This window comes from Methylobacterium sp. ARG-1 (genome assembly GCF_001262595.1).
Lineage (GTDB): Bacteria > Pseudomonadota > Alphaproteobacteria > Rhizobiales > Beijerinckiaceae > Methylobacterium > Methylobacterium brachiatum.
On the sequence record NZ_LHCD01000037.1, the window covers coordinates 1 to 20,723 of the forward strand.

The window sequence follows — 20,723 nt, forward strand, 5'->3', positions numbered from 1 at the left end:
CCGCAGGCTCGGAGCGGGTGAAGCCAAGCGCACCCAGATCGAGTTCGTCGATGAAGACCTCGATCACCCGAACCGGATTGTCGGCGGTGACATAGTCATCCAGCGAACTGGGCAGCAACCAGGACTGCCGACGGTCCTGCCCTTCGACGAACCGACCCATGCTGGCCTCCGCAGATGAGGCCGCAAGTCTATCTCAGAAGGGACTTTTGACACAGCCTCGTGCCGAACCCGTCATTGCGAGCGCGCGGAGACGAATGCTGTCGCAGGAACACAAAAAACCCGGCGCGGCGGACCGCACCGGGCTGAACGCAAAGTCCAGAACAACTACTTCTCGACGAAGGCCTTCTCGATCACGTAGTGGCCGGCCTCGCCGTGGTTACCTTCCTCGTAGCCGCCGCTGCTCAGCAGCTCGCGGGTGTCGCGGATCATGTCGGGGCTGCCGCAGAGCATGAAGCGGTCGTTCTCCACCGACATGGCCGGCAGGCCGATATCGGAGAAGAGCTTGCCCGAGACCATCAGGTCGGTGATCCGGCCGCGGTTGCGGAACGGCTCGCGGGTCACGGTCGGATAGTAGATCAGCTGGTTCGAGATCATCTCGCCCAGGAACTCGTGCTTCGGCAGGGCCTCCGTGATGGTCTCGCCGTAGGCCAGCTCCTGGACCTGGCGGCAGCCATGGACCAGCACGACCTTCTCGAACCGCTCGTAGCTCTCGGGGTCCTTGATGATCGACAGGAACGGGGCCAGGCCCGTGCCGGTGCCGAGCAGGTAGAGGTTCCGGCCGGGCAGCAAGTTGTCGAGCACCAGGGTGCCGGTGGGCTTCTTGCCGACGATGATCGGGTCGCCGACCTTGAGGTGCTGGAGCTTGGAGGTCAGCGGGCCGTCCTGGACCTTGATCGAGAAGAACTCGAGCTCCTCCTCGTAATTGGCCGAGACCACCGAATAGGCGCGCAGCAGTGGCCGCCCCTCGACCTCGAGGCCGATCATGGTGAACTCGCCGTTGCGGAAGCGGAACGCCGGGTCCCGCGTGGTGCGGAACGAGAACAGATTCTCGGTCCAGTGATGCACCGACAGAACGCGCTCCTCGTAGAACTTGCTCATCGACGGATCAGTCCTCGAATCCTCTGATGCTCGGCCCATGCCCCCGGCGATTCGGGGCGCATGAGGTTCGGCGGATCGTCGCCGTCCCGCGGGGCAGGGTCGGACCCCGCGCACGCGCGCACCGGGATCCGGCTGTCAAACCCAAATCGGGTGCTTCTTCTCGGGTGCTTCTTTCGCAGTTGCAGCACGCCCGTCAAGGCGCGCCAGGATCACACCTGCGGAAGAAGTGAATGGCCTGGAATCGTTCGAATATTTTAACCCGCAACGACCGGACGGAGCGGCTTCAACCCCGCCTCGATCTCGACCCGGCGCGGCTCCAGGAACGGCGGCAGGGCGAGGCGCGCGCCCAAGCTCTCCAGAGGTTCGTCGGCGGTGAAGCCCGGGCCGTCGGTAGCGATCTCGAACAGGATGCCGTTGGGCTCGCGGAAATACAGGCTGCGGAAGTAATAGCGATCCACCGGCCCGCTGCTCGGCACCCGGGCCGCCTTCAGCCGGTCGGCCCACGCCTCGTACTCCGCGTCGGGGATGCGGAAGGCGACGTGGTGGACCGCGCCCGCGCCCTGCTGCGCCGGTGCGGCGGCATCGGCCAGGAGCTGGATCTCGGCGGCCGGGCCGCCCGGCCCCATGGCGTAGACCGCGACCGGGCCGTCGCCGGTCTCGAAGCTCCGCTCCCGGCGCATGCCGAGCAGATCGGTCAGCACGGCGGCGGTGCGGGCCGGGTCCGGCACGGACAGGCGGATCGGGCCCAGGCCCCGGATCTGGTAGGCCGCCGGCACCGGCGAGGCGTCCCAGGGATGCTCCGGGCCGGTGCCGCCGTCATCGACCAGGGCGAGGCGCTGACCCTCGGGATCCTCGAAATCGACGGTGAGGCGGCCGTCGCGCAGGGCGGGCTCGGCCAGGACGGTGCCGGCCTCGCGCAGGCGCGCGTGCCACCACGCCACCGCGCTCTCGCCAGGCACGCGCAGATGGGTACGGGTGATGCTGTTCGACCCACGCCGCTCCCGCGGCGCCGGCCAGTCGAAGAAGGTGATGTCGCTGCCCGGGCTCGCCAGCCCGTCCGCGTAGAACAGGTGATAGGCCGACACGTCGTCCTGGTTCACGGTCTTCTTCACCAGCCGCAGGCCGAGCGTGCCGGTGTAGAATGCGACGTTCTCAGCCGCGCGGGCGGTCACCGCGGTGAGGTGATGGATGCCGGTGAGCTGCATGGTTTTCCGTGTGGGTGCCGCTCCGATCCGCGTCACGTGGGGTTCGGGCAACGGCGTTGCGAGCGCACGGCTGGAATGCAGTGGGCGTAAGGGGGCCAGACTGCCATACCGCTCGCCCTGGGAGATACCCCATGACCATCGCGTACGAGACCGACACCGTCTTGCCGCCGCTGCATCCCGGCGAGGTGCTGCGCGAGGACTTCCTGATTCCCCTCGGCTTGTCGGCCGGCACGGTGGCGCGGGCCTGCCGCGTTCCGCGGACCCGGATCGAGCGGATCGCCGCCGAGCAGATCGGGGTCTCGACCGACACGGCCCTGCGCCTCGGCCGCTATTTCGGCACGAGCGCGGAATTCTGGCTCAACCTCCAGCGCCAGTACGAGGTGAAGACGCTGACGCGCACCCTCGGGCCGGAGATCGAGCGGATCGCCCCGCTCGCCCCCGCGGCAGCCTGAGCCTCAGAGACCAACCGGACGGCCGGCGGCGACCACCAGCATCCGGCCGTCCGCAAAAGTCCGGGCGGCGGCGCGGCGGATATCGGCCTGGGTCACGGCCGAGACCAGGGCGTTGCGGCGGGCGATGTAGTCCATGCCCAGCTCCTCGAAGGCGATCTGCACCAGCTGATGGGCGATCTTGGTCGAGGTGTCGAAGCCGAGCGCGTAGGAGCCGGTGAGGTAGTCCTTGGCCTTCTGCAGCTCGTCGTCGTCCGGGCCGTCGGCGATCAGCCGGCCGATCTCGTCGCCGATCACCGACAGGGCCTCGCCGACGCGCTCGTTCTTGGTGGCGGTGTAGCCCCAGGTCATCGCGGCCGAGCGGTGGCTGACCAGCGAGGTCCCGACCGAGTAGGCCAGCCCGCGCTTCTCGCGCACCTCCTGGAACAGGCGCGACGTGAAGGCGCCGCCGCCCAGGATGTGGTTGAGCACGTAGGCCGGGATGAAGTCCGGGTCGCGCCAGGGCACGCCGGCCATACCGAAGCGGATCACCGATTGCGGCACGTCGAGATCGACCACGATGCGCCGGCCAAGATCCTGCACCTCGGTGCGCGGCACCGCCTTGAGCGCTCCGGCCTCCGGCAGAGAGCCGAAGGCGCGGTTCAGGCCCTCGGCGAGCTGCTCGGCCCCGATGGCTCCCACCGCCGCGACCTTCACCCGGCCGCGCCCGATGATGCGGGCATGCATCGCCAGGAGGTCATCCCGGGTGATCGTGGCGACGCTCTCCACCGTGCCCGAGGAAGGCCGAGCATAGGCGTGGCCGGCGAAGGCCTCCTTGAAGAACCGGCGCGAGGCGAGCACGCCCGGATCGTTCTGCTGGTAGCGCAGGCCGGCGATCACCTGGCCGCGGACGCGCTCGATCGCGTCCGGATCGAGGCGCGGCTTGGCGAGCGCCAGGGCCAGGAGCGCGATGCCCTCGTCGGCATGCTTGACCAGCATCTTGAGCGAGCCGCCGATCGCGTCGGGGCCGGCATGGAAGGACAGTTCGATCGCCCGGGCGGCGAGCTGCTCCTGGAAGGCGTCGGAGGTCAGGTCGCCGGCGCCCTCGTCGAGGAGCCGGGCCAGCATCTGCGCGCAGCCGGCCTTGCCGGCCGGGTCCTGGGCGGCGCCGCCCTCGAAGGTGAAGGCCAGCGCGATCATCGGCACGACCGGGGATTCGACGTGCCACGCCTCGATGCCGGCGGCGGTCGTCACCGGCAGCGCCGTCGTGGGCGAGCTGGCGGGGGCGGCGGTGTCGACCAAGTTCTCGGCGACGCTCATGGGAACCTCTTCTTATCTCGTCACGGGCGGCGGCGGAGTGGTCTCGCGGCCTGATGCAGGTCCCGGCGGGGGTAAAACCGCCTGCCGGGACGCGCCCGAAAACCTATTCCGCGGCCATCGCGACCGGGGCGTCGGGGTCCTGAGCCTTGGTCAGGTAGCCGGTGACCGAGCGGGACGGGGTCAGCCAGCGCTCGGCGGCGGCCTTGAGGCGCTCCTGCGAGACCGCCTCGATATCGGTCGGCCAGCGGCGGACCTCCTCGATGGTCTCGCCGATCGCGAGCGCCGAACCGTAGATCCGGGCGAGCGAGGACTGGCTGTCGGAGGAGTAGACGGTCTCGGCCACGAGCCGGGTCTTGGCGCGCTCGATCGCCTCGGCGCCGAGCGCCTCCGCGGGGGCGCGGCGCAGGATCTTGTCCACGGCCTCCTCCAGCGCCTCCAGGGAGACGCCCTCGGCCGGCACCGCGTAGACGGAGAACCGGGTCTCGTCGATCGCAGAGCCCATGTACCAGGCGCCGGCATTCACCGCGAGGCCGGTCTCCATGACCAGCTTGCGGTAGAGGTAGGAGGTCGAGCCGCCGCCCAGCACCTCGGCCAGCAGCTCGAGGTCGTGGCAGCCGCCGTCGCGGGCGGTGATGCAGGACGGGGTCAGGTAGAGCCGCTGCAGGGTCGGCTGCTCGACCTTCGGGTCGGCGACCGCGACCCGGCGCAGGGCCTTGGGCTCGGGCTCGCGGGCCCGCAGGCGCTCGGGGCGGGCGCCCTGGGGGGCGACGCGGCCGTAGGTCGCGTCGGCCAGGCGCCGGACCTCGTCCGGGGTCACGTCGCCGGCCACCACTAGGATCGCGTTCTCGGGGGTGTAGAAGCGCTTGTAATAGGCCAGCGCGTGCTCGCGGTTCAGGCCCTCGATCTCGTGCATCCAGCCGATGATCGGGATGCCGTAGGGGTGGTGCACGAACAGCGAGGCGGCCATCGCCTCGGAGAGCTGGGCGGAGGGGTCAGTCTCGACCCGCATGCGCCGCTCCTCCAGCACCACGTCGCGCTCGGGCGCGACCACGGCGTCGTCGAGGACGAGGCCGCTCATGCGGTCGGCCTCGAACGCCATCATGGTGCCGAGATGGTCCCGGGCGACCCGCTGGAAATAGGCGGTGTAATCGTAGCTGGTGAAGGCGTTCTCCTGGCCGCCGAGGCCCGAGACCGCCTTGGAGAAGGCGCCCACCGGGTGCTTCTCGGTGCCCTTGAACATCAGGTGCTCGAGGAAGTGGGCGATGCCCGACTGGCCCAACGGATCATCGGCCGAGCCGTTGCGATACCAGATCATGTGGGTCGCCACGGGAGCCCGGTGATCGGGCACGACCACCACGTCGAGGCCGTTGTCGAGGGTGAAGGCCGTGACTTCGGGCCCGCCCGCCTCGGAGCGCCCGAACGGCGCGGCCTCGCCCCGGCCGGCGCTGCCGCCATACGGCGAGCCCGGACGCGGCGGGAAGAGGGTGGGCGTCGCCTTCCTGAACAGGTGCATTCCGCTTTCCTTTTGCCGGCCCCGGTGCCGCCGACGCCCGCCTGGGACGCTCGGATGGATCGGGGCCGTCCTCGTCTCCGGCCGGCAAGAGCCGCACAGGGACAGACATGTCATGTTGCCATGCCGGGGCGCCGTTGCAACGACGCCACAGCCGGATGGTTACTGCTGGGCGCGCTGGCGCTGATAGGCCCGGGGATCGGCCTCCTCGCGCTCGCGGCTGGCATTGTTGATCGGGTCCCGGGACGGCGGCTGCGCCAGCTTCTTCGGGGATTGCCGGTAGCCGGTCGGCGGGTCGGTCAGCACGTCCCGGGCCGGCTCGACATCGGAGGGCTCGGCATTGGCGCTCTTGCCCTTCAGCAGGTCGAACGGGCTGAGCAGGCTATCGTCGCGGTTGGTATCGCCCGGCTTGCGCTCGGCCTCGGTGGTGACGTTCGCCCCGGCGCGGCGACCGCCGCGGATCTCGTCCACCGAGAGCGTGGCGTTGTTGTCGTCGTAGCGGCCGCGGGCCTGGTTGCCGACCGGGCGGCGCCGCTCGGCCGCCGCGCGCTCGCGCTCGACGATCTCGGGATCCTTCGGCCAGGCGGTGCTGGTGGAGCGGGCCCGGGGCTGGGGCAGGGCCTTGCCGTCGAGCTTGGGCGGCATCACCAGCGGCGGGCGCTCGTGATAGTCGATCGGGTCCTGGCGCTTCTCCAGGAGACCGATGCCGGAGAGCGCGTCGCGCATGAACTCGCCCCGCTCCTGGGCCTGCGCGCCGCAGGCCAGCAGCGGCGACAGCGCGACCGCAACGGCGGGGAGGATGAGACGAAGCCTGCGGTGCCCGGTCATGCTGCCTCACGGGTTCCGGCCGGGAGTCCGGCGCGGGGACGGCCGCGACGCGGCCTGATCCGACGGGTCCCGGCCTGAGACCGGTTTCCGGCGATCGTATGGCGCCTTGACCGCATTGCACCAGAGGCTTGGGGCGGGCAGGGCCGATCTGTTGCGGGAATCATGGGCGCGAGGCCCCTTGCGGCGTACCCCGCCCGGCTGGACTCAGGCTGTCGAGAATCAGGCCGATCACCCCGGCGACGATCGCGGCGTCCGCCACGTTGAACACGTACCAGGACCAGCCGCCGGCATGGAGGTGGACGAAGTCGAACACCGCCCCGTAGGCGGCCCGGTCGATGGCGTTGCCGAGCGCGCCGCCGACGATCAGGCCGAGCGCCACCGCCAGAAGCCGCGAGCCGGCCCGGGTCATCCAGATTCCGAGGCCGAGGGCGGCGGCGAGCGACAGGACGACGAGGAACCAGCGCCCGAACCCGCTCTCCTGCTGGAACAGGCCGTAGGAGACGCCGCGGTTCCAGACCACCACGAAGTCGGCGAACGGCGCCAGCCGCCACGGCTGGGTCAGCACGAGGTCGGTTCCGAAATAGAGCCCGAGTTTGGAGGCCTGGTCGAGGACCAGGGTGACGAGCAGGGCCAGCAGACCGGCGCGGGTGGGGCTCATGGGTGCAGGACCAAACGCGCATCTCCCTCCCCCCTCTGCGGGGCAGGGAACCCTGCGCAGCAGGGGGAGAGAGGGGAGCGGCGATGCAGAGCGAGGCTGTGCCCGTCATGCCGGCCCCGCCTCGTCCGGAAGGGTCGCTCCCCTCTCCCGACCCCCTTCGGGCGCCACCCTCCCCCGCAGAGGGGGGAGGGTGATGTCGCGGGTACGATCACGCCGCGCTGGCCTCCGGGTGGGCCGCGTCCCACTCGCGCAGGGCCTGGGCGTCGCGGGGGGTCACGTCCGGGTATTCCGGGTCGCTGCCGACCGCGGGGCTGACGCGCCAGGAGCGGGCGCATTTGCGGCCCTCCGCCGGATTCGGCACCACGGCGACGCCGCGCACCTCGTCGAGCCGAAACGCCTCCGCGGGACCCTCGCCGGCCACCACCGTGATCGCGGAGGTGATGCAGGTATCGGCGAAGTCGCAGCCCTCCAGGGCGGCGAGCAGCTCCGGATCCGCGACGTAGACGGTCGGGGCCGCCTCCAGGCTCGCGCCGATCCGCTTGGCCGCGCGCTCGATCTCCAGGGCGCCGGTCACGGCCCGGCGCACCTTCCGGATCTTCTGCCAGCGCTCCGCGAGGGTGGGGTCGAGCCACGCCGCCGGGGTTTCCGGCAGGGTCTGGAGGTGGACCGATCCGTCCGGCGACGGATAGCGGTCGAGCCAAGCCTCTTCCGCCGTGAAGGCCAGCACCGGCGCCAGCCAGACCACCACCCGGCGGAAGGTCTCGTCGATCACCTGCAGGGCCGCCCGGCGGGTCACCGACGAGATCGGGTCGCAGTAGAGCGCGTCCTTGCGCACGTCGAAGTAGAACGACGACAGGTCGCCGGTCATGAAGCCGTTGAGCAGGGCCACCACCCGCTTGGTGTCGTAGGTCGCGTAGGCCTCGCGGATCTCGCCGTCGAGCTCGGCCAGCCGGTGCAGGATCAGCCGCTCCAGCTCCGGCATTTCTTGGACCGCGACGTCGTCGCCCGGCACGCGATGCGCCAGGGAGCCGAGCATCCAGCGCAGGGAGTTCCGGAGCTTCCGGTAGGTCTCGGCAAACGTCTTGATGATCTCCGGGCCGATCCGCAGGTCGTCGGTATAGTCCGAGGCGGCAACCCACAGGCGCAGGATGTCGGCGCCCGAATCCTTGATGATGCTCTGCGGCGCGACGACGTTGCCCTTCGACTTCGACATCTTCAGGCCCTTGCCGTCGAGCACGAAGCCGTGGGTCAGGACGATGTCGTAGGGCGCCCGGCCCCGGGTGCCGGAGGATTCGAGCAGCGAGGATTGGAACCAGCCCCGGTGCTGGTCGGAGCCTTCCAGGTACATCACCCGGTCCTGGCCGCCATCGCGGACGCGCCGCGCTCCGGCCAGCGCCGGGAACGCCTCCGGATCGTCCAGCACGAAGGCGTGGGTGGAGCCGGAATCGAACCAGACGTCGAGGACGTCGGTCACCTTCTCGTAGGCGACCGGGTCGTGGTCCGGCGCCAGGAAGCGCTGCGCCGCGTCGTCCCGGAACCAGGCATCGGCCCCCTCGGCCTTGAAGGCGTCGCGGATCCGGGCGTTGACGGCAGCGTCCTTGAGGATCTCACCGCTCTCCCGGTGGACGAAGACGGTGATCGGCACGCCCCAGGCGCGCTGGCGCGAGACCACCCAGTCCGGCCGGTTGCCGACCATGCCGTTGATGCGGTTCTTGCCCTGGGGCGGGACCCACTGGGTCTCCTCGATACCCTGGAGCGCGACCTCGCGCAGGGACCGGTTGCCCAGGCTGTCCACCGGCCGGTCCATGGCGATGAACCATTGCGGGGTGTTGCGGAAGATCACCGGCTTCTTGGAGCGCCAGGAATGCGGGTACTGGTGGCGCAGCACGCCGCGGGCGACCAGCGCCCCGACCTCGGTGAGCGCGGCGATGACCGCCTTGTTGGCGTCGCCCTTCTCGCCCTTGTCGGTGAGCACCCGGGTGCCCTCGAAGCCCGGCGCGGCCTTGGTCAGGGCGCCGTCGGCGTCCACCGTGTAGGGGATCGCGGTGTCGATGCCGCGCTCCTGCAGCAGCCGGCCGCTGGACATCCAGAGATCGAAATCCTCGCGGCCGTGGCTCGGCGCGGTGTGGACGAAGCCGGTGCCGGATTCGTCGGTGACGTGGTCGCCGTCGAGCATCGGCACAGGGAAGTCGTAGCCGCGGCCGTTGAGCGGGTGCGCCAGGGTGAGGTCGGCCAGCGTCTCGGGGCGCACGTCGCCGACGCGTTCGAACGTCTCGACCCGGGCGGCCTTGAACACGGTGGCGGCCAGGCTGTCGGCCAGCACGTAGGTCTGGCCAGGGGTCGCCCAATTCTCGGCCGGGGCCTGCGTGACCCGGTAGAGCCCGTAGGCGATTCTTTTGGAGTAGGCGACGGCGCGGTTGCCCGGCATGGTCCAGGGGGTGGTGGTCCAGATCACCACCCGAGCGTCCGCCAGCGCCGCGCCGCCCCCCTCCCGGATCGGGAAGGCGACGAACACGGTGTCGCTGACATGCTCCTCATACTCGACCTCGGCCTCGGCCAAAGCGGTCTTCTCGACCACCGACCACATCACCGGCTTGGAGCCGCGATAGAGCTGGCCGCTCATCGAGAACTTCATCAGCTCGTCGGCGATCACGGCTTCCGCCGGGTAGGCCATGGTGGCGTAGGGATGGTCCCAGTCGCCGGTGACGCCCAGCCGCTTGAACTCGCCCCGCTGCACGTCGAGCCAGTGGGCCGCGAAGGTCCGGCATTCCTGCCGGAACTCGATCACCGGCACGTCGTCCTTGTTGCGGCCCTTGGCGCGGTACTGCTCCTCGATCTTCCACTCGATCGGCAGGCCGTGGCAGTCCCAGCCGGGGACGTAGTTGGCGTCGAGGCCGAGCGCGCTGGCCGAGCGCACCACCACGTCCTTCAGGATCTTGTTGAGCGCTGTGCCGATATGGATGTTGCCGTTGGCGTAGGGCGGGCCGTCATGCAGCACGAAGCGCGGCCGGCCCGCGGCGGCGGCGCGGATCTTCCCGTAGAGGTCGATCGCGGCCCAGCGCTCGAGCAGCAGCGGCTCCCGGGTCGGCAGGCCGGCGCGCATCGGGAACTCGGTGCGCGGCAGGAACAGGGTCTTGGAATAGTCGCGGGCGGAGGCGGTCTCGGGGGTGGTCATCGGGTCTCGCATCGGCGGTCGGGCCGGCGGCATCGGGCCGGCAATGGCTGGGCGGGCGGCATCAGGATCCCGGACTTCCGCGCGGCCTCGCCGAAGCGGGCCGTCATTCAGGCGGAGGCCGGGCCAATAATTCGAAGCCTGCGGCCCAGGCCGCGAAGCGTATGCGAAGCGAACATGGCCCGTTCTCTAGCAGCGGCCCCGGCCCGATGCCAGCGGCCGGCCCGGCGATGCCGGATGAGACCTTTCGGCGCCTGAACCGTTGACCTGCACACCCTCCGTGACCCGCACGGTGCGGAGCCTGCCCCGATCGACCGCCTGGAGTTGACCATGAAGAAGCTGATGATCGCCGCCCTCGCCCTTGCCCCGCTGGCCTTCGCGTCCGGCGCCGAAGCCCAGGGCACGGCCCGGGGCGCCCAGCGCGGCGTCGAGGACGGCTCGGCCGCGGCCGGCCCGGTGGGCGGTGTCGTGGGCGGCGCGGTGGGTGCCGCCACCGGCACCGTCGGCGGCGTCCTCGGCACCGACACGGATCCGGCCCGCCGCGCCCGCGAGGACCGCCGCGAGGAGCGCCTGGATCGCCAGGAGCGCATGGGCCGCTAAGCGAGCCTGAAACCGGCCGGCCGCCTCAGGCGGCCGGCCTGTCCCGCCGGATCGTCTCCTGCGCCAGGAGATAGAGGCCGGAGCCGACCACGATCATGGCGCCGGCGACCGTCCAGCGGCTCGGCACATCGCCGAACAGCAGGAAGCCCAGCGTCACGGACCACAGCAGCTGCGTATAGATGAACGGCGCCAGCACGTTGGCCGGCGCGCGGGCATGCGCCATGACCAGCAGCCAGTGCCCGATCGTCCCGAACAGCGCGACCGCGATCAGCAGCGCCCAGTGGCCGAGATTGGCCGGGCTGGTCCAGATCCAGGGCAGGAGCGGGGCCATCAGCGCCAGGCCCGCGAGCCCGGTGTAGAACATGGTCGTGGCGGTGGAATCGTAGGCTGCGAGCTTCCGCGTGATGATCGCGTAGAAGGCGTAGACCCCGACGTTGGCCACGCAGAGCAGGGCGGCCGGATGCATCCCGCCCAGCCCCGGCCGCACAATCACCAGAACACCGATGAAGCCGACGCCGATCGCCACCATCCGGCCCCGCGACGACCATTCGCCGAGCAGCGGCCCCGCCAGCAGCGCGACGGTAAGCGGGGCGGCGAACTGGATCGAGATCGTCTCGGCGAGTTGCAGGTAGCGCAACGCCAGGAAGTTCAGGGCCGTGGAGGCGAAGAGCAACAGCGAGCGCACGATCTGCAGCGTCAGCCGCCGGCTCTTCACCACGCCGGGGGTGCGCACCGGGTTGATGAACAGCGAGATCATCGCGACGCTCGCGGCGTAGCGCATGAAGGTGGTGACCAGCGGGTCGACGCCTCCCCGCGCCAGGGTCTTGGCGCTGGCGTCGAGGCCCGCGAAGAACGCGACGGCGCCGCACATCAGGGCGATGCCGACGATCCGCCTTCGGCGCGCGAGGTCGGGTGACGGGGCCGCCCGGGCGGGGCCCCTGTCGTGGGCGACGGATGTCGCGACCTGCGTGCTCATGCCTGCCAAATCTCGATGGAGGCCTGTATTCCTGCCACGCTGACCTGCGCGGCGGCACCCGTCGCGGCGCAGGGGAAGTATGCAGCCGGCACGGTGCGCCGGTTCAGCGCTTGGCCACGACCTTCTCGGCGGCGGCGGTCTTGGTCGCCGTCTTGGCGACCTTGGCCTTGGCCGGAGTCGCGCCGGCGATCAAAGCGGCCAGGTGGCCCTGGTCGAGGCCCGCGGCCGGGGCGGGCACGGCTGCCGGCACGATCGGTGCCGCGCTCACCGGTCGGCGCGGCTCGATGGAGCCCGTCGCCACCGGATCGGGGGCGCTGGCGAAGGCCGCGATCGGACTCGCGGAAGCGGATTCGCGCTGTACGCGCAGGGTCCAATGGGCGGCGGTGGAGATGGCGGCAATCCCGAGGATCGCCTTGATGCCGCCGGTGAGCAGGGCTCTCATGGTCGTCAGGCCCGAAAGAACGCGGTTACGCCGGACCGGATCCCCGGCCTCGTCGTATCATCGCGCCGGAGCGTGAACGAAGCTGCAACCGTGCCCAACCGGGCTGTCCCGGATCGGGGCAAGGCGCCGGATCGGCGCCGCCAGTCCCGGATCAGAGTCATTCTATGTGGGCCTTGCGCCGAGCCCGCGGTTCCTGTTCCCCGCGCTCCCAACACTCCTGCAGCGACTCGGCCCACTGAGCCTCACAGGATTGGCCCAGAGAACTGGTCCGGACCACCCCGTCACTGCCGACCCCGCTACCATGCAGGCCCGAGCGGGCTCGCGAAACCTTCAGGCGCATCGGCCGCGGGGACCGTCCGTGTAGAGGGTGGCAGCCGAGCCGGCAACAGAGCGGCCGCCGATTCGGCGCACCCGCGGCGATCAGCGCTCCGCGGCGGCCGCGGCGAAGCGTATCAGCGCGGCGATCTCGGGCTCTCCCGTCTCGGCGGCGAGGCGCCCGTAGAGCTCGGCATAGCCCGAGAAGACCTGCCGCCCAGCCGCATCCGGCCCGAGGAAATCGGCGATCTCACCCATCTCGGGGGCCCAGCGATAGGCCTTGGGCGCCATGTCGGGCAGGGCGCTGGCGAGGCGGGCGAGCAGCACCGGCTCGTTCTCGGCGAGCTCATCGCGCAGCGCCGCTCCGGCCCCGGCGCGCTCGGCGGCCAGGATCATGATCGCGGCGAGCGCGGTGAGCCCCTTGTTGAGGCCGGCATAGCTCATCTTGAGGCTGGAGGCCGCGCCGACACCGCCGGGGCAGACGCGCAGGTCGAGACCCAGATCGCGCAGGACCATCACCGGGGCGGTGTCGTCGCCCGAGACGTAGACGCGCGGCCCCTTGCTGCCGGGCTTGGGCGGCAGACCCAGGATCGCCCCGTCGAGGAAGGGAGCGCCCGTTTCCGCCACGATCGCGGCGATCCGCGCGATCGTACCCGGGCTGACGGCGTTGGCATCGACATAGACCGGCTTGCGCGGGGCCGCCGCCAGCGCAGGGGCGAGATGCCGGGCCAGAGCCTCCGCGTCGGCGGGCGGCACGATCGACAGCAGGATGTCGGCGGCTGCGAGGTCGTCGAGGCTGGCATCGGCCATGCCGGCCGCCGCGGCCCGCGCCCGACTCGCCGCTCCGCGCCCTTCGAGGGCGGTCAGCACCCGCGCGCCGTGCCCGACGAGCCGCGCCCCGATGGCGCTGCCCATGGCCCCGGGGGCGATCACCGCGATGGTGGGCATGGGAGACTCACGAGAGTTCAGAGATCGGAGGATGGTAGTCACGAACGCGACCGAGGCCTAGTGTGGCGCGCGATCGGACCCGCCATTCCATGCCGCAGATCAGACCCCGGGAAGGACAGTCGAAGGCCCAGCGCTATCGTCAGGCGCCGCGGCGCGACGGTATGAAGCTCCTGCGCATCTGGGTTCCAGACCCGTCGGCGCCGGGCTTCAAGGAAGAGGCCGCTCGGCAGGCGGCCCTCTTGAAGGGCGCACCCGAGGAGGCTGAAGCCCTGGACTTCATCGCGGCGGCCTTCGACTGGCCTGAACCGTGACGCGCGGTGACATCGTTACTGTCTCACCGCCCGGATCCTACGGCAAGCCGCGTCCTGCCCTCGTCATTCAGTCCGATTGGCTCGTCGAGACCGACAGTATCCTCGTCTGCCTCCTCACCACCACTTTGCGCGACGCACCGCTCTTCCGGCTATCTGTCGAACCAAGTCCGGCAAGCGGGTTGCGCAGCACCTCGCAGATCATGACCGACAAGATCATCGCAATGCCGCGCGCAAAATGCAGCCCGCCCATCGGTCGCCTGTAGCGCGATACGCTCGCCACCCTGAACCGGATGCTCGCTCTGGTCCTCGGGATCGCCGACTGATCCGGCGATCCCGTCCCACGGGTGGTTTGCAGACTCCAAAGAATGGACTCGCCCCGGACGAGCCCGTCCGGGGGACCTACCGCAGCGAGCCGCAGAAGCGCTGGATGCGCCGGCAGGCTTCCTCCAGCACGGCGTTCGAGGTGGCGTAGGAGATGCGCAGGTTCGGGCCGAGCCCGAAGGCCGAGCCGTGCACGGCGGCCACGCCCTCGGCCTGGAGCAGTTCGGTGACGAAATCCTCGTCCGTCTCGATGGTCTTGCCGGCCTCGGTCGTCTTGCCGATCAGCGCCGCGCAGGACGGGTAGACGTAGAAGGCACCTTCCGGGGTCGGGCAGGTCAGGCCGTTGGTCTGGTTGAGCATTGACACGACGAGGTCGCGCCGGCCCTGGAAGGCTGCCCGGAACTTCGCCAAGTGGTCCTGCGGGCCGTCCAGGGCGGCGACAGCCGCCCATTGCGCGATGGTGCTGGCGCCGGAGGTCTGCTGGCCCTGGACGAAATCCATCGCCTTGATGAGCTTCTCCGGCCCGGCCGCGTAGCCGATCCGCCAGCCGGTCATGGCGTAGCCCTTCGAGACGCCGTTCATGGTCAGCGTCCGCTCGATCAGCTGGGGCTCGACCTGGGCCGGGGTGACGAAGGCGAAGTCGCCGTAGGTGAGGTGCTCGTAGATGTCGTCGGTCAGGATGTGCACGTCGGGATAGCGCAGCAGCACATCGGTGAGCGCCTTCATCTCGTCGCGCGTATAGGCGGCCCCGGACGGGTTCGACGGCGAGTTGAGCACGATCCACTTGGTCTTCGGGGTCAGCACCCGATCGAGCTCCTCGGCCTGGAGCTTGAAGCCGTGCTCCATGTCGGTGTCGGCGAAGACCGGTGTGCCACCGCACAGCCCGACCATCTCCGGATACGACACCCAATAGGGGCGGGGGATCACCACCTCGTCGCCGGGGTTCAGGGTCGCCAGGAAGGCGTTGTAGAGCACCTGCTTGCCGCCGGTGCCCACGATGGTCTGCGAGAGCTTGTAGTCGAGCCCGTTCTCGCGCTTGAACTTGCGCACGATCGCCTCGCGCAGGGGCACGATGCCCGAGACCGGCGGGTATCGGGTCTCGTTGCGGTGGATGGCCTCGATCGCGGCCTGCTTGATGTGGTCCGGCGTGTCGAAATCCGGCTCGCCCACCGACAGGCTGATGACGTCGACGCCCGACGCCTTCAGGTCCCGGGCCTTCTGGGTCATCACGATGGTCGCGGACGGCTTCACCCGCGAGAGGACGTCGGCGAGGAGAGCCATGGCGTTTCGATCTCCGTGAGGGGCGCGGCGGTCTGGGGCGCCCGCGATGCGGCCGGGACCCTAGGCCGACGGTGCGGTGCGGACAAGGCTGCGTGGCCTGCCGGATTCCATGCTAGTCTCGTGCCGATCCGAAGAGGGCGATTCATGCCACCCGCCGAGACGATCAATATCACCCTGGCACCGGACACGCTCCGCACCGTACGCTAGAGCGTCGAGTCCGGTGAGTACGCCTCAGTGGAGGCGATGCTCGACGAGGCTGTGCACGCCCTGCAGCGCCAGCGCCGCGAGAACGCCGAACGCCTTGATGTCATCCGTGCCCGCATCCGCCGCTCCCTCGACGACCCTCATCCAGATCTGAGCAGCGAAGAGGTTCAGGAGCATCTCGACGAGCTGTTCGCCGAAGCCCAGCGGGATACTCGCCGTGCGTAGACTGCCCGTCGTGTTTCGCGCTCAAGCGCGGGCAGACTTGGCCAATATCTTTCGCACGGTTTTCCACCTCAGTCAGGACGTTCCAACGGCGCGACGGTTCACGCAGCGGATCAAGGACCGGTGTGATCGCATCGGTGATGCGCCTCACGCCGGCAGGCCTCGCGATGACCTCTCGGAAGGCTTACGGACGGTGCCCTTCGAGCGGTCGGCCGTCATCGCATACCGCGTGGAGCGCGGATCAGTGCGTATCCGTACATCTTCTACGGCGGCCGGGATTTCGAAGCTTTCTACGATAGCCAGACGTAGGAGCCGCAGCCAAGACGAGCCGCCCTCGAACCGGCGCACCCGCCTCCCCATCTCCTGTCGATGACACCGCTCTCCGTCCTCGACCTCTCCTTCGTCAACGCCGAGTCGACCCCGGCGCAGGCGCTGCACGACACGCTGGCGCTGGCGCGCCATGTCGACGGTCTCGGCTATCGGCGCTACTGGCTGGCCGAGCACCACGCGCTGCCCAACGTGGCGAGCCCGGCCCCCGAGATCATGATCGGCCAGATCGCGGCCGCGACCCGGTCGATCCGGGTCGGCTCGGGGGGCATCATGCTGCCGAACCACGCGCCGCTCATGGTGGCCGAGCGGTTCCGGGTGCTGGAAGCGCTGTTCCCGGGCCGGATCGATCTCGGCCTCGGGCGCGCGCCCGGCACCGACGGGCTCACCGCCCGGGCCCTGCGCCGCCGGGAGGCGCCCGGCCAGGGCGGCAATGACGATTTCCTCGACCGCCTGCAGGAATTGCTGTTCTGGGACGGCGGCTTCCCGGAAGGGCATCCCTTCGCCAAGATCCAGGCGAGCCCCGCCGGGGTGCCGCTACCGCCGATCTTTCTGCTCGGCTCGTCCGATTACAGCGCCCAGCTCGCCGGCGAGATCGGATGCGGCTTCGGCTTCGCGCAGCACTTCTCCGGAATGCCGGCCGAGGCGCCGATGCTGGCCTATCGCCGCCTGTTCCGGCCGACCCGCCTGGGCGAGCGGCCCCACGCGATCCTGGCCGTTGCGGCGATCTGCGGCGCGACCGATGCGGAAGCCGAGCGTCTGGCCGCGAGCGCGCGGCTGTCGACCCTGCGGCGGGAGCGCGGCGAGTACCGCCCGCTGCCGAGCCTGGAGGAAGCGCTGGCTTACCCGTATTCCGATGCCGAGCGGGCCCAGATCGAGCGCGGCCACGACAAGCTGCATGTCGGCGGCCCTGAGACCCTGCGGGCGACGCTCACGGATCTCGTCGCGCGGACGCAGGCCGACGAGCTGATGATCGTCACGGCGATCCCCGATCAGGCGGCCCGGCACGAATCCTATACGCGACTGGCCCAGGCCTGGGGCCTCGGCGCCGCCTCGGAAGCGGCCTGACGATCGGGGTTTCCAAAGGGCTCAGCCCTTTGGCGGGGTTCGGGGGCAAAGCCCCCGAGAACAGCGGGCTCTGCGCACACCCGCACACGGTCCCGGACCTTGTGGATCCGGGACCTTTTTCCGCCTCAGCGGCCGAACAGGCGGCCGAGGCGACCGAGCAGGCCGGAAGCCTTCTCGCTAGCGGACGGCGCGGCGGAGGCTGCCGGGGCGGCCTCGCCCTTCGGCGCCAGGACCAGCCCGAGGGCGGCCGTGTCGGTGGTCTCCCGGTCGATCAGGATCAGGCTGCCGGTCTCGCGGTTGGCCGCGTAGGCATCCACCGCAACCGGCCGATCGAGGCGCAGGGCCACGTCCGCGATGTCGTTGGCGGCGAGGCGCTCGGCCGGACCGGGATTGCCGGTCTCGGGATCGATCCGCGAGACGATCCGCTCCACCGTGGCGTTGACTGTGGCGGTGCCGATCTTGGCGAGCAGGTTCGCCCCCGGCGCAAGCTCGGTCTCGGCCGCCCAGAACAGGCGGGCCTCGACCTGCTCCGCCACCCGCAGCGGGGCGCCGGACGCCGCGATCACCTGACCGCGGGAGGCGTCGATCTGGTCGGCCAGCACGAGGGTCACGGATTCGTCCTCGCCGGCCTCGGGCAGGTCGCCGTCGGCGGTGTAGATCCGCGCCACCGTCGAGGTCCGGCCGGAAGGCTGGATCGTGATCGCATCGCCGGGGCGGACGCGGCCGCTGGCGATCCGCCCGCTATAGCCGCGGAACTCGGAATTCGGCCGGTTGACCCACTGGATCGCCATGCGGAACGGGGCGTTGAGCACCTCCGCGTGCACCGGCACGGTCTCCAGGTATTCGAGCAGGGTGCCGCCGGTATGCCAGGGGGCGGCGATGCCCGGCTCCACGACGTTGTCGCCGTTCTTGGCCGAGAGCGGAATCGCCTTCACCTCGGTGAAGTTCAGCTCGCGCGCGAAATCGGCGAAGCCCGCCCGGATCGCGTCGAACTTGTCCTGCGACCAGCCGACCAGATCCATCTTGTTCACCGCCAGCACCACCCGGCGGATGCCCAGCATCGAGACCAGCAGGGCGTGGCGCCGGGTCTGGCGGATCAGACCCTGGCGGGCATCCACCAGGATCACCGCCACGTCCGCCGTCGAGGCGCCGGTGGCCATGTTGCGGGTGTACTGCTCGTGGCCGGGGGTATCGGCGACGATGAACGAGCGCTTGTCGGTGGAGAAGAACCGGTAGGCGACGTCGATGGTGATGCCCTGCTCGCGCTCGGCCTGAAGGCCGTCCACCAGCAGCGCCAGGTCCATCTCCTGCCCCTGCGTCCCGTGGCGGCGGGAATCGCGCTGGAGCGCCGAGATCTGGTCGTCGAAGATCTGCTTGGTGTCGTGCAGGAGCCGGCCGATCAGGGTCGACTTGCCGTCATCCACGGAGCCGCAGGCGATGAAGCGCAGCACGGCCTTGTTCTGGTGGGCGGCCAGGAACGCCTGATAGGTGGCGGCACGGTCGTTGAACGCGGTGGGAGCCTGGTGCACCGTCATCAGAAATAGCCTTCCTGCTTCTTGCGCTCCATGGCGCCCGCGCCGTCCTTGTCGATCACCCGGCCCTGGCGCTCCGAGGTGCGCGCCGCCAGCGTCTCGCCGACGATCTCGGGCAGCGTGGCCGCGTCGCTCTCCACCGCGCCGGTGAGCGGGTAGCAGCCGAGCGTCCGGAAGCGGACGAGGCGCTGCTGCGGAACCTCCCCGGGCTCCAGCGGCAGGCGGTCGTCGTCGACCATGATCAGCTGGCCGTCGCGCTCCACGACGGGGCGTTCGGCGGCGAAGTAGAGCGGCACGATCGGAATGTTTTCCTGCTCGATATAGAGCCAGATATCGAGCTCGGTCCAGTTCGACAGCGGGAACACCCGGAGCGACTCGCCGCGCTTCTTCTTCAGATTGTAGAGGTGCCAGGGCTCGGCGCGCTGGCGCTTGGGATCCCAGCGGTGCTGCGCGGTGCGCAAGGAGACGATCCGCTCCTTGGCGCGGCTCGCCTCCTCGTCCCGACGGGCGCCGCCGAAGGCCGCGTCGAACTTGTGCTTGTCGAGCGCCTGGCGCAGCGCCTGGGTCTTCATCACGTCGGTATGGACCTCGGAGCCGTGGCTCACCGGCCCGACGCCGCGGGCGAGCCCGTCCGGGTTGGTGTGGACCAGGAGGTCGAGGCCGAGCTCCTTCACCCGGGCGTCGCGGAAGGCGATCATCTCCCGGAACTTCCAGGTCGTGTCGACGTGGAGCAGCGGGAACGGCAGGGTGCCGGGCGCGAAGGCCTTGAGCGCCAGGTGCAGCAGCACCGAGGAATCCTTGCCGATCGAGTAGAGCATCACCGGGTTCTCGGTCTCGGCGACCGTCTCCCGGAAGATGTGGATGCTCTCGGCCTCGAGCCGCTTCAGGTGGCTGAGGCGGTCGGCGGAGGCGGGGGCGCCCGGGGGCACGGGGGCGAGGGCGGCGCTCATCGGGCGAATTCCGGCTGGCGGGTCTTCACGTCTGGATTGCTCTCGAAAATCGCGGGCTCCTGGCCCGGCTGGATCGACGCGGCGGGGCGGCCGACATGCAGGCCGCACTCCTTCTTCTCTTCCTGCTCCCACCACCAGCGCCCGGCGCGTTCCGGCTCGCCGAGCTTCACGGCGCGCGTGCAGGGGGCGCAGCCGATCGACGGGAAGCCGCGATCGTGCAGCACGTTGTAGGGAATGAAGTTCTCGCGCACGAAGCTGTCAACCTGAGCCCGGGACCAGTCGGCCAGGGGGTTGAGCTTGATCAGGCCGCGGGCGGGATCGAATGCGGCGAGCGGCGTCTCGGCACGGTTGGCCGACTGGCCGGCGCGCAGGCCGGTGAGCCAGCCGCTCGCCCCGTCGAGGGCGCGGCCGAGCGGCTCGACCTTGCGGAAGCCGCAGCAGGCCTGCCGGGCCGCGACCGAGCGCCGGAACCCGTTGATGCCCTCCTGGCGGACGAACGCCTCCACGGCCCCCCGCTCCGGCGCGTAGGCCGCGATCCGGATGCCGTAGGCCGACTCGGTCTCGGCCCAGGTGTCGTAGGCCTCCGGGAACAGCCGGCCGGTATCGAGGGTGACGATCTCCACGCGCCCCTTCGCCAGCCCGGCCATCGCCAGCCCGTGCGTCAGCGCCTGGTCCTCGACGCCGAGGCTCGTGGTGAAGACGAGGCGGCCGGGGATCTCGGCGGCGATCAGGTGGAGCCGGCCTGGCAGGTCGAGCCCGGACAACCGTTCCGCGAGGGAGTCGGCCATCGTTCGGTCCGGACGGGTCATCGCGACATGTCCTGAGGTTGGATCGTGGGAAAGGGCGCAGACCGCGCCGCACCCTGTTGTCGAAGGGTCGAAATGTTCGCTATAACGAACGAAGTCAAGGCGCCGCGGGTTGCTTGTCGGGCATATCCGGGCGTCCTGGCGTGCGGTGGCGCACCCCGTTCCTCCACACCCGAGACCCCGCACGACAAAAGATTCTTC

21 protein-coding genes and 1 pseudogene are annotated in these 20,723 nt (G+C 70.3%); 7 read left to right on the top strand and 15 right to left on the bottom strand.

Going from position 1 to position 20,723, the window contains the following annotated elements:
- From AKJ13_RS32870 to AKJ13_RS24915, 3 genes and pseudogenes are all read right to left on the bottom strand, one after another.
- Nucleotides 1-160: pseudogene (locus AKJ13_RS32870) on the bottom strand (IS5/IS1182 family transposase); the annotation flags it as partial.
- A 164-nt stretch (nt 161-324) separates the two neighbouring features.
- Nucleotides 325-1,098, bottom strand: coding sequence for a ferredoxin--NADP reductase (locus AKJ13_RS24910; RefSeq protein ID WP_050735738.1), 774 nt, complete (start codon nt 1,096-1,098; stop codon nt 325-327).
- A 254-nt stretch (nt 1,099-1,352) separates the two neighbouring features.
- Nucleotides 1,353-2,303: a ring-cleaving dioxygenase gene (locus AKJ13_RS24915; protein WP_050735739.1), complete on the bottom strand. Its 951-nt coding sequence runs from the start codon at nt 2,301-2,303 to the stop codon at nt 1,353-1,355.
- 131 nt (nt 2,304-2,434) lie between these two features.
- Here AKJ13_RS24915 and AKJ13_RS24920 point away from each other — a divergent pair, with 131 nt between their 5' ends.
- Nucleotides 2,435-2,755 (top strand): HigA family addiction module antitoxin, encoded by a 321-nt coding sequence (locus AKJ13_RS24920; protein ID WP_050735740.1) that lies wholly within the window; start codon nt 2,435-2,437, stop codon nt 2,753-2,755.
- 3 nt (nt 2,756-2,758) lie between these two features.
- Here AKJ13_RS24920 and AKJ13_RS24925 read toward each other — a convergent pair whose 3' ends face one another.
- From AKJ13_RS24925 to ileS, 5 genes are all read right to left on the bottom strand, one after another.
- On the bottom strand, nt 2,759-4,051 hold the full coding sequence (locus AKJ13_RS24925) for a pitrilysin family protein (RefSeq protein WP_050735741.1): 1,293 nt from the start codon (nt 4,049-4,051) through the stop codon (nt 2,759-2,761).
- Between the two features lie 103 nt (nt 4,052-4,154).
- Nucleotides 4,155-5,564 (bottom strand): pitrilysin family protein, encoded by a 1,410-nt coding sequence (locus AKJ13_RS24930; RefSeq protein WP_050735742.1) that lies wholly within the window; start codon nt 5,562-5,564, stop codon nt 4,155-4,157.
- A 159-nt stretch (nt 5,565-5,723) separates the two neighbouring features.
- Complete coding sequence (locus AKJ13_RS24935) at nt 5,724-6,389, bottom strand: hypothetical protein (protein ID WP_050735743.1); 666 nt, start codon at nt 6,387-6,389, stop codon at nt 5,724-5,726.
- A gap of 160 nt (nt 6,390-6,549) precedes the next feature.
- Nucleotides 6,550-7,047: a signal peptidase II gene (gene lspA, locus AKJ13_RS24940; protein WP_050735744.1), complete on the bottom strand. Its 498-nt coding sequence runs from the start codon at nt 7,045-7,047 to the stop codon at nt 6,550-6,552.
- A 208-nt stretch (nt 7,048-7,255) separates the two neighbouring features.
- Nucleotides 7,256-10,222, bottom strand: a complete 2,967-nt coding sequence (gene ileS / locus AKJ13_RS24945) for an isoleucine--tRNA ligase (RefSeq protein WP_144426376.1) — start codon at nt 10,220-10,222, stop codon at nt 7,256-7,258.
- Nucleotides 10,223-10,549: 327 nt separating this feature from the next.
- Here ileS and AKJ13_RS24950 point away from each other — a divergent pair, with 327 nt between their 5' ends.
- Nucleotides 10,550-10,819, top strand: a complete 270-nt coding sequence (locus AKJ13_RS24950; protein ID WP_007563284.1) for a hypothetical protein — start codon at nt 10,550-10,552, stop codon at nt 10,817-10,819.
- A gap of 25 nt (nt 10,820-10,844) precedes the next feature.
- Here AKJ13_RS24950 and AKJ13_RS24955 read toward each other — a convergent pair whose 3' ends face one another.
- The 3 genes from AKJ13_RS24955 to AKJ13_RS24965 form a co-directional block, all read right to left on the bottom strand.
- Nucleotides 10,845-11,795 (bottom strand): DMT family transporter, encoded by a 951-nt coding sequence (locus tag AKJ13_RS24955; RefSeq protein ID WP_050735745.1) that lies wholly within the window; start codon nt 11,793-11,795, stop codon nt 10,845-10,847.
- 103 nt (nt 11,796-11,898) lie between these two features.
- Nucleotides 11,899-12,237, bottom strand: coding sequence for a hypothetical protein (locus AKJ13_RS24960; protein ID WP_050735746.1), 339 nt, complete (start codon nt 12,235-12,237; stop codon nt 11,899-11,901).
- A gap of 420 nt (nt 12,238-12,657) precedes the next feature.
- Nucleotides 12,658-13,500, bottom strand: a complete 843-nt coding sequence (locus AKJ13_RS24965) for an NAD(P)-dependent oxidoreductase (protein WP_050735747.1) — start codon at nt 13,498-13,500, stop codon at nt 12,658-12,660.
- Nucleotides 13,501-13,589: 89 nt separating this feature from the next.
- Here AKJ13_RS24965 and AKJ13_RS24970 point away from each other — a divergent pair, with 89 nt between their 5' ends.
- Together AKJ13_RS24970 and AKJ13_RS30820 are read left to right on the top strand one after the other, a co-directional pair.
- Nucleotides 13,590-13,811, top strand: a complete 222-nt coding sequence (locus tag AKJ13_RS24970) for an antitoxin MazE family protein (protein ID WP_007563291.1) — start codon at nt 13,590-13,592, stop codon at nt 13,809-13,811.
- A complete protein-coding gene (locus AKJ13_RS30820) occupies nt 13,808-14,074 on the top strand; it encodes a type II toxin-antitoxin system PemK/MazF family toxin (protein ID WP_082317116.1) in 267 nt (88 codons plus the stop codon). The genes AKJ13_RS24970 and AKJ13_RS30820 overlap by 4 nt, the downstream gene beginning before the upstream one ends.
- A gap of 136 nt (nt 14,075-14,210) precedes the next feature.
- On the opposite strand, the gene AKJ13_RS24980 is transcribed toward AKJ13_RS30820, so the two are convergent.
- Nucleotides 14,211-15,413 carry a pyridoxal phosphate-dependent aminotransferase gene (locus AKJ13_RS24980; RefSeq protein WP_050735749.1) on the bottom strand — a complete coding sequence of 401 codons (1,203 nt, stop codon included), beginning with the start codon at nt 15,411-15,413 and terminating at the stop codon, nt 14,211-14,213.
- Between the two features lie 243 nt (nt 15,414-15,656).
- On the opposite strand from AKJ13_RS24980, the gene AKJ13_RS30825 reads away from it, so the two are divergent.
- The 3 genes from AKJ13_RS30825 to AKJ13_RS24985 are packed head-to-tail and all read left to right on the top strand — an operon-like array spanning nt 15,657 to nt 17,234.
- Entirely contained in the window at nt 15,657-15,842 is a 186-nt protein-coding gene (locus tag AKJ13_RS30825) for a hypothetical protein (RefSeq protein WP_348270974.1), read from the top strand.
- Nucleotides 15,843-15,852: 10 nt separating this feature from the next.
- Nucleotides 15,853-16,212, top strand: coding sequence for a type II toxin-antitoxin system RelE/ParE family toxin (locus AKJ13_RS30830; protein ID WP_348270975.1), 360 nt, complete (start codon nt 15,853-15,855; stop codon nt 16,210-16,212).
- On the top strand, nt 16,209-17,234 hold the full coding sequence (locus AKJ13_RS24985) for an LLM class flavin-dependent oxidoreductase (protein WP_050735750.1): 1,026 nt from the start codon (nt 16,209-16,211) through the stop codon (nt 17,232-17,234). The genes AKJ13_RS30830 and AKJ13_RS24985 overlap by 4 nt, the downstream gene beginning before the upstream one ends.
- Before the next feature lie 125 nt (nt 17,235-17,359).
- Here AKJ13_RS24985 and cysN read toward each other — a convergent pair whose 3' ends face one another.
- The 3 genes from cysN to AKJ13_RS25000 are packed head-to-tail and all read right to left on the bottom strand — an operon-like array spanning nt 17,360 to nt 20,525.
- Nucleotides 17,360-18,769 (bottom strand): sulfate adenylyltransferase subunit CysN, encoded by a 1,410-nt coding sequence (gene cysN / locus AKJ13_RS24990; RefSeq protein WP_050735751.1) that lies wholly within the window; start codon nt 18,767-18,769, stop codon nt 17,360-17,362.
- Entirely contained in the window at nt 18,769-19,716 is a 948-nt protein-coding gene (gene cysD / locus AKJ13_RS24995; protein ID WP_050735752.1) for a sulfate adenylyltransferase subunit CysD, read from the bottom strand. Before cysD ends, cysN begins: the two co-directional genes overlap by 1 nt.
- Complete coding sequence (locus AKJ13_RS25000) at nt 19,713-20,525, bottom strand: phosphoadenylyl-sulfate reductase (RefSeq protein WP_050735753.1); 813 nt, start codon at nt 20,523-20,525, stop codon at nt 19,713-19,715. The genes cysD and AKJ13_RS25000 overlap by 4 nt, the downstream gene beginning before the upstream one ends.
- Nucleotides 20,526-20,723: the final 198 nt, after the last annotated feature.